The organism is Mycoplasma zalophidermidis (assembly GCF_024742155.1).
Taxonomy (GTDB): domain Bacteria; phylum Bacillota_I; class Bacilli_A; order Mycoplasmatales; family Metamycoplasmataceae; genus Mycoplasmopsis; species Mycoplasmopsis zalophidermidis.
Map to the genome: position 1 here is coordinate 43,666 of NZ_JANSFS010000003.1, position 17,923 is coordinate 61,588.

13 protein-coding genes are annotated in these 17,923 nt (G+C 29.9%); 8 read left to right on the top strand and 5 right to left on the bottom strand.

Annotated features, from left to right (window positions below; all coding sequences use genetic code 4):
* Nucleotides 1-48 precede the first annotated feature (48 nt).
* From upp to NW238_RS02055, 8 genes are all read left to right on the top strand, one after another.
* A complete protein-coding gene (gene upp, locus NW238_RS02020; protein ID WP_216505453.1) occupies nucleotides 49-675 on the top strand; it encodes a uracil phosphoribosyltransferase in 627 nt (208 codons plus the stop codon).
* Nucleotides 675-1,361 carry an MPN527 family putative ECF transporter permease subunit gene (locus tag NW238_RS02025; protein ID WP_216505452.1) on the top strand — a complete coding sequence of 229 codons (687 nt, stop codon included), beginning with the start codon at nucleotides 675-677 and terminating at the stop codon, nucleotides 1,359-1,361. Before upp ends, NW238_RS02025 begins: the two co-directional genes overlap by 1 nt.
* 12 nt (nucleotides 1,362-1,373) lie before the next feature.
* Nucleotides 1,374-3,719 carry a class I tRNA ligase family protein gene (locus NW238_RS02030; protein ID WP_216505451.1) on the top strand — a complete coding sequence of 782 codons (2,346 nt, stop codon included), beginning with the start codon at nucleotides 1,374-1,376 and terminating at the stop codon, nucleotides 3,717-3,719.
* 118 nt (nucleotides 3,720-3,837) lie between these two features.
* Entirely contained in the window at nucleotides 3,838-6,645 is a 2,808-nt protein-coding gene (gene lon, locus NW238_RS02035; RefSeq protein WP_216567867.1) for an endopeptidase La, read from the top strand.
* 36 nt (nucleotides 6,646-6,681) lie between these two features.
* Nucleotides 6,682-8,577, top strand: a complete 1,896-nt coding sequence (locus tag NW238_RS02040; RefSeq protein WP_216505449.1) for a M13-type metalloendopeptidase — start codon at nucleotides 6,682-6,684, stop codon at nucleotides 8,575-8,577.
* A 255-nt stretch (nucleotides 8,578-8,832) separates the two neighbouring features.
* Complete coding sequence (gene rpsB / locus NW238_RS02045) at nucleotides 8,833-9,735, top strand: 30S ribosomal protein S2 (protein ID WP_216567868.1); 903 nt, start codon at nucleotides 8,833-8,835, stop codon at nucleotides 9,733-9,735.
* Nucleotides 9,736-9,737: 2 nt separating this feature from the next.
* Nucleotides 9,738-10,619: a translation elongation factor Ts gene (gene tsf / locus NW238_RS02050; RefSeq protein WP_216505447.1), complete on the top strand. Its 882-nt coding sequence runs from the start codon at nucleotides 9,738-9,740 to the stop codon at nucleotides 10,617-10,619.
* Nucleotides 10,620-10,897: 278 nt separating this feature from the next.
* Complete coding sequence (locus NW238_RS02055; RefSeq protein ID WP_258451727.1) at nucleotides 10,898-11,407, top strand: hypothetical protein; 510 nt, start codon at nucleotides 10,898-10,900, stop codon at nucleotides 11,405-11,407.
* A gap of 37 nt (nucleotides 11,408-11,444) precedes the next feature.
* On the opposite strand, the gene NW238_RS02060 is transcribed toward NW238_RS02055, so the two are convergent.
* The 5 genes from NW238_RS02060 to NW238_RS02080 all read right to left on the bottom strand — a co-directional run bounded on the left by NW238_RS02060 (nucleotide 11,445) and on the right by NW238_RS02080 (nucleotide 17,918).
* Entirely contained in the window at nucleotides 11,445-12,317 is an 873-nt protein-coding gene (locus NW238_RS02060) for a DegV family protein (RefSeq protein WP_216505445.1), read from the bottom strand.
* Between the two features lie 61 nt (nucleotides 12,318-12,378).
* Nucleotides 12,379-14,052, bottom strand: coding sequence for an MHO_4530 family protein (locus tag NW238_RS02065; RefSeq protein WP_216505444.1), 1,674 nt, complete (start codon nucleotides 14,050-14,052; stop codon nucleotides 12,379-12,381).
* The gene (locus NW238_RS02070; protein ID WP_216505443.1) at nucleotides 14,052-16,241 is read right to left on the bottom strand and encodes an ATP-dependent helicase; all 2,190 of its coding nucleotides are present in this window, start codon (nucleotides 16,239-16,241) and stop codon (nucleotides 14,052-14,054) included. Before NW238_RS02070 ends, NW238_RS02065 begins: the two co-directional genes overlap by 1 nt.
* On the bottom strand, nucleotides 16,234-16,905 hold the full coding sequence (locus NW238_RS02075) for an RDD family protein (RefSeq protein WP_216505442.1): 672 nt from the start codon (nucleotides 16,903-16,905) through the stop codon (nucleotides 16,234-16,236). Before NW238_RS02075 ends, NW238_RS02070 begins: the two co-directional genes overlap by 8 nt.
* Entirely contained in the window at nucleotides 16,905-17,918 is a 1,014-nt protein-coding gene (locus NW238_RS02080; protein ID WP_216505441.1) for a glycosyltransferase, read from the bottom strand. Before NW238_RS02080 ends, NW238_RS02075 begins: the two co-directional genes overlap by 1 nt.
* Nucleotides 17,919-17,923 lie beyond the last annotated feature (5 nt).

Sequence of the window (17,923 nt, forward strand, 5' to 3'; positions counted from 1 at the left end):
TTATATGTTATTATTTAATATATATATTTAATTCCTATAGGAGAACCGATGTTAAAAGTTATTGAACACCCTTTAATTTCAATCAAATTAACCAACATGAGAGATAAGAATGCAGACCACTCAGTGTTTAGACAAAATTTAAATGAAATAGCTTCGTTAATGGTTTATGAAGTGTTAAGAGATTATGAAACCAAACCTAAAAAAATTACAACCTCTTCAAATAAGGAATTCTCAGGCCAGACTTATGATAAAGATGTTGTTTTTGTTCCTATTTTAAGAGCTGGACTTGGAATGATAGAAGGTTTATTACAACTAGTACCAAAAGCTCGAGTTGGACACATTGGAATGTATAGAGATCATTTAACTTTACAACCAAGTACGTATTTTTATAAAATGCCTGAAATAGATAAAGACAGTTATGTCTTTGTTGTAGATCCAATGTTAGCTACTGGTGGTTCAGCAGTTGATGCTATCAATAAACTTCACAGTGATGGTTTTACGAACGTGAATTTAATTTGTTTAGTTGGGTGTCAAGAAGGAGTCGATAAAGTAATTAGCGCTTTTGGTTCTGATTTCAATATTTATTTAGCAGCATTGGACCCAATATTAAATAGAGAAAAATACATCGAGCCTGGTTTGGGCGATGCGGGAGATAGAATATTTGGAACTAAATAATGTATTGAAATAACCGAGTTACAATCAAAATCACATTAGCAGCATTGATGCTTGCGTTAGCTATTGTTTGTGATTTGATTGGACAATTTATGCCTTTTAACGGGTTTCTAAAATTTAATTTATCACTAATTTTTACACTCGCATCTTTTAGATTTATTGGAATATGGTGAGGAATATTAGTATTATTAATAATGATGTTTATAGGCCCTTCATACTCTACTTTTGGTTACGATGTTCTTGGATTATTAGGCCACGGAATGCTAATCTTATCTCAAGCAATATTTATTTTGTTTTACTTAATTTTTTATAATTATTCGACAAAATTACTTAAAAATAAAAAAGCTTTTAAAGCGGAATTAATAGCGAATTTAGCCAGCCTATCATTAGCAAATGTTTGTGCTACGATAGTATTAATAATTATTAATATTTTTATCGTGACTCCGCTATATTTCTATCTTTTTAAGGTAATTAAAATTCCTACTTTTACAGTAATGATGAATTCATACAATACGGTTAAAGGATTATTTTTTTACATACCTAATTACTTATTAGCTGGCGTTATTGTTTATGGAACATTCAACTTAGCTAATTTCGCAATAAATTCAATATTATTAACATCAATATTAAATTTCAATTTGAAACTCAGTTTTACAAAATATTTACAAAATAACAATAAAAAAAATTAAAAAGGAGTCTTTATGTCAAACTTCAAATACAACCAAAATGATATAGAATTAAAATGACAAAAATACTGAGATGAAAACAATTATTCTATTCCATCACAAGACCATAATTTACCTAAAAAATATATTTTAAGTATGTTCCCTTATCCATCTGGAAATATCCATATGGGACACGTAAGAAATTATTCAATTTCGGACGTTATGGCTCGTTATTATCGTCGTAAAGGATTTAATGTCTTACATCCATTTGGATGAGATGCTTTTGGTTTGCCTGCTGAAAACGCTGCCGTAAAAAACGGTATTCACCCAAAAACCTGAACTTATCAAAATATCGCTAAAATGAATCCTCAATTAAAAAGATTAGGGATTTCGTTTGCTTGAGGTGATTATGAATGTATTACTAGCGATGAAGAATACACAAAATGAGAACAAATGTTGTTTATAAAAATGTGAGAAAAAGGCTTAGTTTACCGTAAAAAATCTCCATTGAATTGATGTGCGAAAGACCAAACTGTTTTAGCTAATGAGCAAGTTATTGATGGTCTTTGCTGACGATGCGACGAAGTTGTAGTTCAAAAGGAAATGGAACAATATTATTTAAAAATAAGAGACTATGCAGACGAATTACAAAGTGATCTAGACACTTTAACGGGCCATTGACCAGAAAAAGTATTAACGATGCAAAAGCGTTGAATAGGTTACGAACACGGTTATAATGTTAATTTTGAAATTCTAAAAGATGATTTAAAAATTACTGATTTAGGTGTTTTTGTTAGAAATGCGGATGAATTAAAAACATTTGATTTCTTGGCTGTTAGTGCTTCTCATTCACTGATTAAAAAGATGCAAGAATTAAATTATATTACCGCAGAACAAATTAACGAAATTAACGAAATTAAAGCTAAAGCCACTGCCAAAGATTTCTCTTCGCAAATGTGCATAAAACTTAATTTAAGAGCCAAGGCTTCATTCAATGAACATTTATATTCGATTGTTGTTAGCGATTTTGCTTCAATTGGTTCCAATGATAAAGTTGTGCTAGTTGATAGTTCAAAATTAAAAAGCCATAAAGATTATGCATTAAAAAATAATTTAGAAATTGGTATCAATAATTTTGACGTAAATACTGATAAATTAACTAGTGATGTACAAATGAATCTTCAAGACTGAGGTATCTCTCGCCAAAGATATTGGGGCGCTCCAATCCCTATGATTCATTGTCAAAAATGTGGCATAGTGCCTGAAAAGATTAAGAATTTACCAGTCGCTTTACCTGAAAAAGTTGATTTCTCTGGAATGGGCAATCCTTTATTAACTAATAGCGAGTGATTGCGAACAACTTGTCCAAATTGTGGTCAAACAGCTCGTAGAGAAACTGATACTTTTGATACATTCTTTGAATCGAGCTGATATTTCTTAAGATACACAGTTCCGCCTGTAAAGCGTAACGAACTTGCAATCGATAAAGAAAATGTAGCATACTGAAATCAAGTTGATGAGTATATCGGTGGTGTTGAACACGCGATTTTACACCTTCTGTACGCCCGTTTCTTCACTAAAGTATTATCTGACCTAGGATTCGTTGATTTTAGAGAACCATTTGCTAATTTATTGACTCAAGGAATGGTATTAAAAGATGGATCGAAAATGTCAAAATCAAAAGGTAATACAGTAAGTCCAAACGACGCTGTTAAAGAATATAATGCCGATACCTTAAGATTATTTATTCTTTTTGCCGCTCCACCAGAAAAAGAACTTGAATGATCTACATCTGGAATCGAAGGTAGTCACAAATTTATTCAAAGATTGATCGAGAAGGCAAGCAATTTAAATCTAGATACCAATTTCAGAAATATTGATGTATCTAAGTTAAATAATGATGAAAAACTCGCTCGTCGAAAACTTCATTTAGGATTAAAAAAACAGGAAGAACTATTTAGTGATCGTCGTAATGGATATTCATTTAATACAATTATTGCTTGGTGTATGGAAACAATGAATGCTTACGATAAAATTACCGATGATAAGCTAAATACTGAATTTTTCTATTATATTTTGAACATTTTAGAACCGTTTATTCCTCATCTAGCATGAGAGTTATCCGAAAGATTTTTCAACCTAAAAAACCTGTATGATTTTACAATAGATGAAACTGCATTAGAATTAGACGAAACAACTTATGCTATAACAATTAACGGAAAAATGAGAGGACAAATTACTGTCTCAAACAACGATAATAAAAAAGATTATGTTGTAACCTTAGCGAAACAACAAGTTGCAAACTGATTAAAAGACCAAAATATCGTAAAAGAAATATTCGTACCTAATAAAATAATCAATATCGTAGTAAAGGCTAAGTAGGCCTTTATTTACATTGATGTGGTATTTCCACAATAAAAAGAATAATTTAATTAATTTTTAGCACTCTTATTGTCGTTGTGCTAAAATATATTAATAAAAACTTAGAAAGAGGTGTTAAATGACCGAAAAATTATTAGTAGCAATGATAGGGGACGAAGAGTTAAATACCGGTGTTATTTACGGGCATGAAACAAAAATCATTGAAGTTAAACCATATGGACAATTTTGAACTGAAAAATACTTAGATTCGTTAACAAAAAAATGGACTGTATCTAATGCAATTGATTTCATCGAAGATGATTCAATAATAGTTGATGAATTAGATTCATATGAACAATCTTACGATACTTTTGAACCAGTGGATTCGAAACAAGAATATTTAATGTTAGCATATCATTTTGTTGGTAAAAATGATAGTAATTACTCAAAGAAAAATATTGCTGATTTAACAGTTAATAATCTTGAGCACACAATGACATATTGTCGTATTAAACATGTTAAGAAAGAAAAATCTACTTATCAAATTACATTAGTTGGTATAGGAAGACATACCATTGAAAGTTTTAATTTTCAAGATGCTTCATCAAATAAATTAATTGATGTAATTTCTGTTAACACAAATAAATATCCATATAGAACCACTTCAACTGATTTTACTGCCGAAACTTCATTACTAACTCAGATTGAAGAGGCAACAACCCAATTGGCCCAATCAGAAGTATGACAACGTATCGCATATAATATGTTTGCAATTCACCCTTACAGTAGTAGAAATTCATTTGATAATGAATCTCAAAAATACCTTCCACCAATTACAGCTGATTCAACTATTGTTGACTTAATTTTATCTATTCTGTTTTTTACAATAGCAGATAATTTAACTAAATATAATGTTTTAAACGCTGATAAAACAATGGATCAATTACAAATTTTAAAAGAATATATTCTATCATTCCGTGACATGGAAAATTGATCTCCTAAAGAGTTAGCAACCTTTGATAGTATTGGTTTATTTAACGAAAGTGATTCTAAAACAAATTCAAAACGTAAAACCAAAAAAACTAAGTCAGGTGCTAAAGGTGATGCTGTATCAGATGCATTGGTTGAAAACGAAATCAATAAAAAGGTAAAAGATAATTTAGAAAAACAGCAACGCGAATTTCTATTGAAGGAAAAATTGCGTGCTATCAAAGAATCGTTACAAGAAAACGATTCAGACCCCGAAGAGGAAGAATCAGAGTATTCAAAAATAATGAAAGACAATATCAAGAAACAAATGTTTCCTGAATCAGTCACGAAATTAATTAAAACCGAAACTAATAAATTAAAAGGTATGATGTCAGGTACCCCAGATGCAAATATTAGTGCTTCATACATTAATATTCTTAAATCAATGCCTTGAAGAAAAGTTGAAATTGAAACACTTGACATCAAGAAAGCCAGAGAAATTTTAGATAAAAATCACTACGGATTAGGCGAAGTTAAAGAACGTATTATTGAATATTTATCATTAATCATTAACCATAAAAACGAGGCGCAAAAATCTAAAGGTAAATTACTCCTAGATTTTGACGAAAATCATCAAATTGATATGGAATTATTCAAAGAAGATGAACAAATTACTAAAGTCCAAAAGAATTTCAACAACGTGCCAATTTTAACGCTTGTAGGTCCTCCAGGTACTGGTAAGACATCATTGGCTAGAGCTATAGCGGAAGCGCTAAACAAGAGTTATGTAAAAATTTCGCTTGGTGGTGTTCATGACGAAAGCGAAATTAGAGGTCATAGAAGAACATATGTGGGTTCAATGCCGGGTAAAATAATCAAAGCAATTCAGAAGTCAGGGGTTTCTAACCCGCTTATCCTACTTGATGAGATTGATAAAATGTCATCAGATTATAAAGGTGACCCTTCTTCTGCAATGTTAGAAGTTTTAGACCCTGAGCAAAACACAAAATTCCAAGATAATTATCTTGAACACGAATATGATTTATCTAAGGTTATGTTTATTGCTACGGCTAACTACTACGAAAATATTCCTGCACCATTATTAGATAGAGTAGAAATAATCGAATTAAACTCATATACTATCAACGAAAAAGTAAAAATTGCACGTGAACACTTATTAGATATATGCACACGTCAAGCAGGTCTAAAACCTGAACAATTCCAAATTGAAGATTCTGTTATAGAAGCAATAATTAAACATTACACAGCGGAAGCTGGTGTACGTGCTTTAAAACGTCAATTTGATAAAATCGCTCGTAAAATCGTAACAAAAATTGTTTCAGGTGAAAATATCAAAACATTTGTTATTGATTTACAAACTGCTTTCTATTTATTAGGTACGCCCAAATTTTCTGAATTGGATAAAATTGGACAACCGCAGGTCGGAGTTGTTAATGGTTTAGCATATACATCAATTGGTGGTAGCACTTTGCAAATTGAAGTCAGTCAATATGAAAACAAAAATGGCGGTTTTAAATTAACGGGTTCTTTAAAAGACGTTATGAAAGAATCAGCTTCTATTGCTTATTCATTTGTTAGATCTAATGCAAAAAAATATGATATTAATTTTGATTTTGAAAGCAATGAAGTTCACATTCATGTTCCTGAAGGTGCGGTTCCAAAAGATGGTCCAAGTGCTGGTGTAACGTTCACAACAGCCTTGATTTCAGCTTTATCAAATAAACCAGTCCCTCAAGATGTTGCCATGACAGGTGAAATTACTCTACGTGGTCGTGTTTTAGAAATCGGCGGTCTAAAAGAAAAATCTTTCGCTGCCTTTAAGAAAGGTATTAAAACAGTATTTATACCAAAATCTAACCAAAAAAACTTAATCGATATTCCTGAGGAAGTTAAAAAAGCAATTAAATTTGTACCGGTTGAAAATTATGATGAAATTTATTCAGTGCTTTTTAAATAAAATAGCTGTATTTATTTCGTTAAAGAAGGAGTATTAATGAGAAAAGAAATAAAAGATAATTTATTTGAATCAGTTAATCACGACTGATTACAAAATGCTAAAATTCCGGCTGATCGCTCGTATTTTGGCCAATTTAGTGAGCTTGATATTAAAAATGAAAAAAGAATTGCAAGACTTGCTAAGCAATTAGTGAAAAGAGAACAGGAAAATAAATTAATTGACCAAAATTTAGTTAATTTTGCCAAATATTACTCATTAACCAGTGATTTTGAAAAACGCGAAAAAGCGGGAACTACCCCATTAACACCCTATGTCAACGAATTACTTGGTTTAAAAAATATTGAAGAATTTAATGAAAATTTCGCAAAGTTTGCGTTACGTGACTATGCATTACCAGTAATATTTCATATATCAACTGATTTTAAAAATTCAAATAACCAAATTTTACTGTGTTTAATTGCAAGCCATATTTTGCCTGATAAATCACATTATGAAAATGCGGAAACAAAATCTAAATTCTTAAAAGTTGCTAAAAAAATGTTTAAAAAATTATTAGCGCCTTTTATCTCTGATGTTAAGGAAGTGAATAATTTGATTAAATTAGCATTACAATATGATGAGTTAATTGCAAAATATTCATTGACATCTTTACAAAAAGCAAATTATATTGAATTGTATAAACCATATGTTTTTGAAAAAATTATTAAACAAACAGAAAACTTTAAGATCGAAAACATATTAAGTAAATTAATAAATAAGCCTATTGATAAAATTGTGTTTTTTGACGATAATTTTGCAAAAAATATTGATAAATTATTCAACCCTAAGTATTTTGAGAGATTAAAAGCATGATTGGTTGTTAATTTAGTTAAAAACTTTTCTGGTTACTTAGATGATAAAACAAGAGTTAACGCAACTTTATACAAAAGATTTATCTCTGGCCAATCAAAAGCATCAAATAAAAACAAGGATGCTCTGAATTTAGCTTTAGAATACTTTAAAATGCCTGTAGGTCTACATTATGGACAAAAATATTTCGGGGTAAGAGCCAAGAAAAATGTAGAAAACATGATTCAACATATGATTAAAATTTATAAGAAAAATCTTGAAAATAATGATTGATTAAGTGAAAAAACCAAAGAAAAAGCAATTATTAAGTTAAATAACCTTGGTGTACACGTTGGTTTTCCTAAGGAAATAGAACCATTTTATAAAGATTTAAAGGTTGTTTCAGATTCTATTATTGAAAATGTCTTTGAATTTAACAAAATTATAAATCAGTATTCGTTTAATAAATTTAACGAGAAACCAAATAAAAATTACTGATCTATGTCGCCGGCAACAGTGAATGCATACTTCAATCCATCAATGAATCATATTGTCTTTCCTGCTGCAGTATTAGACGGAGCGTTCTATTCTTTAAAACATTCATCGTCCGAGAATTACGGAGGGATTGGTGCTGTTATTGCTCATGAAATTTCACACGCCTTCGATAATAACGGGGCATTATTTGACGAAAATGGCGAAATGAACACATGATGAACTGAGGACGATTTTGTAACATTTAAAGAAAAAACTAAGTCAATGATTGAATTATTCGATGGATTAGACACAAAATATGGTAAATGTAACGGTACATTGACTGTTAGTGAAAATATTGCTGATGCAGGTGGTTTATCATGTGCTTTAGAAGCAGCAAAACAAGAACCAGATTACAATCCAAAGGAATTTTTCATGAATTGAGCTCGTATTTGAAAAGGAATTAGCAGACCGGAAATGGCTGTTAGATTATTAGAAACCGATACTCATGCACCTTGTGAATTAAGAGCTAATATTCAAGCTGCTAATACAGAAGAATTTACTAAAACTTTCAACGTCAAACCCGGTGATAAAATGTATATTGCACCAGAAAAACGTGTGAAAATTTGATAATTAATTAATTAATAATTAAAGGATTAGATTCAATCCTTTTTTATATTTTTTTAACCTTGATACACTATATTTATACTTATACTGAAATTAATTATTATATAAATAGTAATTTCATATATAATTTAAAAGAATTTTTAAAATTCAATTTGATATCAAATAAATACACTATTGCGGATTCGCTTGGGTGTGCCTTGAGAAGAGGTGCTAGGCGTTAGAAACAATAGGAAGACACAACAAACTAAAGGAAATATAAATATGACAGATAAAAAAGAAGTTTCAACTAAAAAAGTTGAAGAAACTCAAAACAAAAACCCAATCGTTTCTAAAGATAAACTATTGGAAGCGGGAGCTTACTTTGGTCACAAAGCAAGTTTATGAAACCCTAAAATGAAGGATTACCTATACCCACAACAAAAAAGAGGTATTCACATCATTAACACAAGCGTTACTATTCAACGTTTAGAATTTGCATACAACTTACTATACAAATTTGTATCGAAAAACCCACGTGCACAATTCATTTTTGTGGGTACCAAAAAACAAGCTAAAGACACAATTAAAGAAAACGCCTTAAGAACAAACAGTTTTTATGTAACTGACAGATGATTGGGCGGTACATTAACTAACTCATCAACAATTTTCAGTAGAGTTAGAACTATGGAAGAGCTTGAGGAAAAAGCTCAAAATGGTTTTGAAGGATACGTTAAAAAAGAAAAATTAATGTTCCAAAAACAATTAGACAAACTACACAAAAACCTTAATGGTATTAGAAAAATGCGTGGTTTACCAACATTTATGATCGTTGCTGACCCTAACGAAGATGAAATCGCTGTTAAGGAGGCACGTAAAAAAGGTGTTAAAGTTATCGGTATTCTTGACTCTAACTCAAACCCAGATGCAGTTGACTTTGGAATACCAGCTAACGATGACTCAGCTAAAAGTATTAACTTAATTATTACTATTCTAGCTGATGCCATCGCTACTGCTCGGGGTGGTAAAGCAAAATATGCTTACAGACCAGACTCAGAAGTTGAATTGCCTAAATTTGAACCTGAAACCAAAAACGTCACAAGAAAACCTTCAAATCGTAAACCTTTTGTAAAAAGAAATAACGAAGAAGTTGAAACCCAAACAAACGAAGAAGAAAAAGGAGAATAATTATGGCCAATCAATTAGCTCTAATTAAAGAATTACGTGAACGTACCGGCGGCGGTATGATAGATTGTAAAAAAGCTCTTGAAGCAAACGATTGAGACGTTGAAAAATCAATTACTTGATTAAAAAGCAACGGTAAAATCAAGGCCGCTAAAAAAGCTGGTCGTGTTTCAGCTGAAGGTTTAGTCGCAATAGCAACTAACGAAAATGAAGCAATCATGTTAGAAGTTAACTGTGAAACAGACTTTGTTGCTAAAAACGATGACTTTAAAAAATTAGTAGATAAATTTGCATCATTATTACTAAATTCTAAAGCTACAACAGTTGAAGAATTTCTAGATGTAAAAGACGACGGAGAAACTGTTGCAAACATTTTAGATGATGCTACCGCAACCATTGGAGAAAAATTATCAATTCGTCGTTTTGCTAGATACCAAGCTCAAAATGGTCAATCAGTAGGTGCTTTCGCACACGTTAATGGTCAAATTGCTGCTTTAGTTAAAGTCTCAGGATCAAATCCTGAAGTTTCAAGAAATGTTGCTATGCACATGGCAGCAATGAAACCAGAATACGTATTCGAATCTGAAGTTCCAGCTGACAAATTAGAAACACTAAAAGCAGAATTTGTTATTCCTGCTGGATTTGATAAAAAACCTGAAAATATTCAAAAAATGATTATTGAAGGTTCTTTAAATAAAAAACTTGCTGAAATAGTACTTGTTAAACAAGGTTTTATGATGGAAGAAAGTGTTTCAATTGAAAAATATTTAGCAAACCACGGTTTAACTTTATTAGAAGCTGTTCGTTTTGGAGTTGGTGAAGGTATCGAAAAACGTCAAGATGATTTCGCTGCTGAAGTAGCTGCTCAAATTGCTAAGAACGAATAATAAAACTAAAAGTTAGTCTCGGCTAACTTTTTTTGCCATTTTAATAAATATTGTGTTATTTCAAGGCGATTTATTCTAAAGAACTAAATTTAGACACATGTGATAAAGTCATTAATAAAAAATATTTATTAATAATCCACTAGTAATCTTTTTTTGTGTTATCAACATACTATATTTTACGTAATTAATGAATTTTCAGTAGTTTTTGTAAAATTATTAGTTAATCAACTTGTCTTTTATTATCATTTTTTGATTGATAAAACCATTATTATTATGACATGGAAAAAATAATATCAATAGAAACTGACAAAGCATGTTTACCTGTTTTAAAACCTATTATATTATTGTCGGATTTCGTTAGAAGAATAAAAGGAGGGAATTTGAAATCCGAAATAATAATGCTGGTTGCAGAAGACGAAGATTCTGTATTCTTCGTGTCTTGTTTAAACACAGCAGAGATTAATGAATCTAATAAAGATTTGTTAAAAATAAGACAAGATAGAGGTATCAGCAACGATGGCGAGACTGTCGAAATTAAGATTGCTAACTACATTGACCTTTCAACCATATATAAAATTAATTATGATGATTTAAAAAGAAAAATTGATTATACAAGCGGCGATATTGATTCATTACCTTATTTAGGCATTGAAAATCAGTTAGATGTAGTTAATAGATTAACAGAAAAGTTAAACAATTATAATGACTTGCCAAGGTTAATAGTTATAAAAAAGAATAAAAAAATTAGTAATCCTGAGTTAATTTCATCTTGCGGTGATACTTTATAAATAAAATGACGTTCTTAGGGACGCCATTTTATTTAATTTAGTCTAAATTGTCTAGTATTGGCATTATTGAATAAGCATGTGCTTCGGGGCCTGTGTGAATTGCTACAACTGTTGAATTGACTTTGGAACCGTCAAAATCTAACCCAGCATTTCTGAATGATTCAATAGCTAAATCATTAAATTCTTTATCAATTCCATTTATGGTAAATATTTTATATTTTGATTTTATGTTTTTACGGTCCAAACCAGTGAACTCTTCAAATTTACTTATAATTTGTTTAATCGCTCCTTTTGGGCCACGACCAATGCCACCAGTTGATGTACCCGTTTTATCAAATTTTACATAAGGAGATAGTTTTACTTTTGATAATGCTCCAAGTAGAAATTTTTTAAATGATCCGACACGCCCGCCTTTAACAAGATATTTTATGTTTAACGGCAAGATAAATACCAAAGAATTATCCGAAATTTCCTGAATTTTTTTAATCAATTTATCAATATTTTGATATTTTTCATAATGTTTGATTGCAAACTTAGCCACTTCTAACATTTGATCACCCACTAGAGAAGTATCGATGATATGTAGATTTGAAAATTCGTCTAAGAAGTTTGAAGCAGCACTGTTTGTTGATGATATTTTGGATGAAATTGGTAGGTAAATTACCTCATCATACTCATTGCAAACTTTACTAAATGTTTCTTCGAATGTCGACATATATGGCAATGAAGTTCGAATGTCATCAGTTTGGGTCATTTTTTGTAATAAATCAAAACGATCGACATCAACACCATCTAAGAATGATGTTCCGTCAATTTCGGTAATTAAGGGTACATAAGCGTATCCTAAATCATTAACTTCTTGTTTAGACATGCATACAAATGAGTCTAAAACGATTCCTAATTTCTTCATATTTAACTCCTTTTGAGGGATTTGATTTGTAATTTTATTTATTATATACACTATGCCAATATTATGAAATATATTTATTCGCATATGAATATTTAATTTTTAATTTATCTTTGTGATATTGTTGTGTATTTTCGGGAAGATTTTCTCAAAATACACGTGTGTTTTCAATTTGAGCTGTTGTTTTTGTTAGATTTAACAATTTTAAATAAATCTCAATATTTGTGGCGAATTTTTGAGATAGAGAGGAAGAAATAACAAAATTATGTATTGTGCCTGTCTCAATATAATTTAGTAATTTAGGTGTAATTTCTTCTATATAAAGACCAATTTTCATTGTCTTTTTGGGTATTTTTTTTAGAATGTTATCAATGATATTTAAATCAAAACTATTTGAATGCGGATGAAGAATGAATAAAGTATAAGCACGAGTCAATTTATCTAAATTTTTAGATAGAACTAAATCAGTAGTGTGCAATAGTAATGAAGTACCAGTTTCTGAAGCATCAATTAAATATTTATTTGCTGAAAATATGTATAACATACTGTAATATAGAAATTTATTGTAAAAGTTTATGTCATCGTTATTTACGCCGGCCATTTTGCCATAAATTACTTGTAATGATGTTTTTTTGTTGTTTCCAACATTTAATACTTGACTAACTTCCTTAATGAAACTAGCTGTCGATATTTTCGACTCATAATCCTTGATTTTAACTTTAAATTCTTCTAATTCATGATCGCGTGAATCATTAATATTTCATGATAAATACGACTTATTTCGATCAGTATGCATTTGATTATGTAATAAAAACTTAGCTTTGTAGATAAAGTTTTCTAACTCTTTATTATTATTAATTTTTTTTGATGCAACTACGGCCGCAAAGTCAATTAGGCCATTGAACTTTAAATCATTTACAATTGAAGCAACTACTTTATTAAATTTTTTTACTCTTCTGTGAAAACTACGTGAATTCGTTTTGGCGTTTATTAAATACAATACACCCTCATGGTGAATTAACTCTACCTTTGAAGCTCTTATTTTTAATAAATTACAAATTTTAATTCATTGTAATTTAGATGGACCTTTTTGAAATAAACTAACATTCGGAATTAAGGCGAAAGAAATTAAATTATTTTGATTCAAACCAATTAATTGTTCTATATTACAAATATTTAAGTTTAAAGCAGTTTTAGTATCAACTTCTTTAAGAATTCTTCATGAAATAGCTACATAGTAATTATTATCTGAATCTCCAGAAATTTTTATTTTTAAAGGTATTTCGTCTATTTTAATTCCAAAATTTTTAAGTGTTAAATTATTAATGGTGTTTTTAGTCAATTCATGATTTAAATAACCCTTGACTGAATATCTTTTTGAATCAGGCACTTTTTGAAGTATGGTTTCTAATTCAACCCGTGTTACTGAATCAAAATGCGATAAAAATCAATTTATCTTGTAAAATTTATTAGGTAGCATTGTATCCGCACCGGTGTCAAAAGTCAGACAAGAGCTTAACGACATCGGGGTTAAGCGCATTGCTCATTTTTGTTTTGTATTAATTTTTATAATTATTAATCCTTCATCGCTTGCTTTTTTAGATTTAACTAGCACTGTAATAGCATAAATTATCAAACATATAAAAACCGCTAAAGCTACCAAACACCCTGAAAGCAATAATCTAAAATCGATGTTTGATTTTTCGGTAACATCTATTAAAGAATTATTAGTGGGCATTAATTGGTACCTTCTTGACGTAGCAATCTAATTGACGGGTGATTTTTAGATAATGTTTTTTCTGAATTAGATGAAACAAAACGAACGACTATTGTATCACCTCTAACTTCAAGAACAGTACCTTCGCCAAAATGCGTATGAGCAATAATGTCACCAACAACCATTGAACGATTAATATCTTTGATTGATTTTTCATCAGTTAATTCGTTGAAATCTGTATCGATTATGTTTCTCTGCAGAATAAATTTATTAATATCTAGTCCAGTTTCCGCAATGAAGCGAGAAGGTTCTTTTTCAGTGTTAGTTCCTATTAGGTAGCCACGAGAATCAGAAATAAAAAGTCTCTGTTTAGCACGTGTTATACCGACATAAGCAAGCCTTCTTTCTTCTTCGAGGTGTTCATGATTACTTGAATTTAATGCGCGATGATGAGGGAAAATTTGTTCTGACATACCAACCATAAAAATATTGTCAAATTCAAGACCCTTGGCTGAATGCACAGTCATTAGGGTAACATAGTTGGTTGAGTTATCATAATCATCACCAGCCGATAATAGGGAAACAAATTCTAAATAGTCTTTGATATTTTTACCTTTATTATTGTTTTCTCAGTTTTTGATGGAACGGATTAGTTCATTAACGTTATCTTTACCAGTTCCTTTCAATGTAACATCAGTAGCTAAGTAATCAAAGTAACCAATAGTTGTTAAAAATTTTTCTAATACTAGGTGAATGGTATTTGTTTTTAGAGCCATACGGTATTTATTGACTGTCGACATTAAACGGGCAACATTCATCTTAACTTCGTTGGTAGCAGGCAATTCTTTAACGTAAGTATTAAGTACTTCATAAAGACTTAACGACTTAGATTCAGCAAACTTTTGAAGATTAGATAGTGTTTGTTTACCTATTTTTCTTGCCGGAGTATTAATAATCCTTAACAAAGATAAGTCTAACCCATCATAAATTAAACGCAAGTAAGCTAAAGCATCTTTAATTTCTTTGCGCTGGAAAAATTTTTGACCATTGAAAATTTTATGGTTTATGTTCTCTTTAATTAATTCTTCTTCAAATGGTCTTGAATAATAATTTGAACGGTAGAATATTGCAATATTTTTAAGTTGAATTTTTTGTTTTTTCAAACGGTTAATTGTTTGGACAACCCATCTGGCCTCTGCTTCATTGCTAAAAGCATGCATATATTCAATAGGTTCGCCTTTTTCGTTGTTTGTAATTAAGTCTTTGCTAAATCTGTTCTTGTTATACTTAATTAGATTGTTAGCAGCATCAAGTATAGTTTGTGTTGAGCGGTAATTTTCATTTAGAATTATTGTTTTTGTATTTGCAAAATCTCTATCAAAATTCAATATTAAATTAACATCAGCACCACGTCATGTATATATTGTTTGATCTGGATCACCCACAATTGTTAATTGTGTGTCAGGACTTGTTAATCTTTTGACTATTTCGTATTGCATACGAGATGTATCTTGAAATTCATCCACCATAATGTATGAATAATTATTTGCTCAAATTTTTGCAATATCAGGTTTATTAACAAATAAATTATGAACTTTAATGATTAAATCATCAAAATCCAAACTTTTTTGATTTTGTAAATATTCATTATAGCGTGTAAAAATTTTACCAATTGCCTCATTAATGGTTTGGTCTTCAGGAGAATCATCATTTAATTCGTGAACTAGTTCGTCGGCGGTGTAATTTTTGTTTTTAGCTAACGAAATCATTTTTAAAATTTCACTGGAATTAAATGCACCATCTATTTCACCAAGCTGTAATTCACTAAAAATACGTTTCATAATTGTCTTTTGATCCACTGCATCAATAATTTGAAAATCATTGTCCAAATTTAAATGAAATGCTTCTTTTCTTAAAATTCTAGAACATAGCGAGTGAAACGTTGAAACCTGAATTTTTGATGGTTCAACAGTTGTGTATTGTCTGATACGTTGACTCATTTCGTTTGCCGCTTTATTAGTGAACGTTAAGGCCAATATTTCAGCAGGAGCAATACCTAATTCATTGATTAAATAGGCAATTTTACGAGTTAAAACTCTGGTTTTACCTGATCCGGCACCAGCAATGATTCTTAATGGCCCATCGAAATATAATAAAGCTTCTTTTTGTTCTTTATTTAGGCCTTCTAGTATTTGGGTAGTCTTATTCATGTTCCTCCTCGTGAAAAATGATTTCAGTTTTCTTAACTTGATGCGGTATTAGTTTTATTTCATCCATCTTTTGTGAAACGGTGTAGTGTTTTATATATACGATTCTAAATCCTAGAATTCGGTCATAAACACCTCGTCTATTTTTCGATGCCAAGATAAAACAGTAATTTAAAAGATTTATAATTGACCAAAACCCAGATAATGTTGCGATAATTCTACCTATAAATCTCAGATTTAATGGTAAATTTGGGTCATTTATAAAGTTTGAAATATCCTTAAGTGATGATATAAAATCTATTTGGTAAGGCATTACACCACATATAAATAGCAAAGTAATTAATGAATACAAACCTCAGCTAGGGACATTCGTTCTCAAAATATTGAGAATTTTTTTGGTTGGTTTAGTATTCAGTATTTGAATTCTTAATATTATTTGACCCAGACTACGACCATTCCAAAAATATGGAATCATAATAAATAATGAATAATTAATTAACAACCCCATAACCAAAAAACTATATCAATCTACGACAGTTAGTTTTTGGTGTGAGATTATAAATGATTTGTATAGAAGAATTAAAAATGTAGAAAATAAACAAAAATCAATTATATTTGAAGCAAAACGATGCCAAAATGTAACATTTTTATGAAGTAATTTCGTCATTATAGAGATTTATAAACAGGTTCAGTTTTTTTAAATTCAGGTAGTTTCTTTAAATATGTTGATTCAGGGTTTTGAGTATTTAGATAAATGTTGGTTAAAAATACTTGCGGATTCTCATTGTGATATTTCGTTAAATATTTTTGTAAATCCTCTAAATATTTATTAGCTCTTTTCTCTGAGAAATCACTACGAGATTCAAATATGTATTGTAAAACTTTAAATACAGAGAATTCTCATGAATCTAAGAATCCTGCCAAGACTATTTGCAAGAAATATAATTGAGCATATGCTAGTTCTTGAGTTAACTTGGTATTGGTTGTTTGAAGATAATTTTCAATTATTCTAAATTGAGCAACAAAATTTCTCGGTGTAAATCAAGTGGCTGAAGAAATATTTTCTTTAACTAATTGAATATTCCAAAATTGATATGTAGTTGCATTAACCAACATAAAATACAATAATTCAGTAGCAAATTTTGTATCATTAAGTTCTTTGACTCGATATTTAGCAAATTGTTCAATAAATGATTTATTGAAAATTTTGTTAAAGATAAATGGAAAAGAATATGCTACAAATTTAGGGTTTGAATTGATATTAAATAAAACATCAGACTCTAATCTAGCCATAGGTTTTCATTTAATCGATCCTGTTAATATAGGTTTAAATTCAATAATATCGGCTTGAACATCATTAAGTTTGTTCGTTACTCTTCTAACAAAATTTTTCTTAATCACTGCGTCGGCATTCAAAACATATACGTAATTATTTTTGACTAAATGCAATGCCGCAACTATGTCACTTTGAATACTTTTACGTTTTGTATTCACTATAAACTTAAATCTCGAACCAAAAAACTGTAGAGCATTTTCAAGAATTTGATACATCTTTTTAGATGGTTTCGTAATAACACAAATTGTTTCAAAATCTTGATTATCCTGTATCTTTAATGTTTCTAAAAGATAATCTAATTCCTTTCAATCATTGATTGCTGGGGTAATAATTGATAATTTCATTTTTG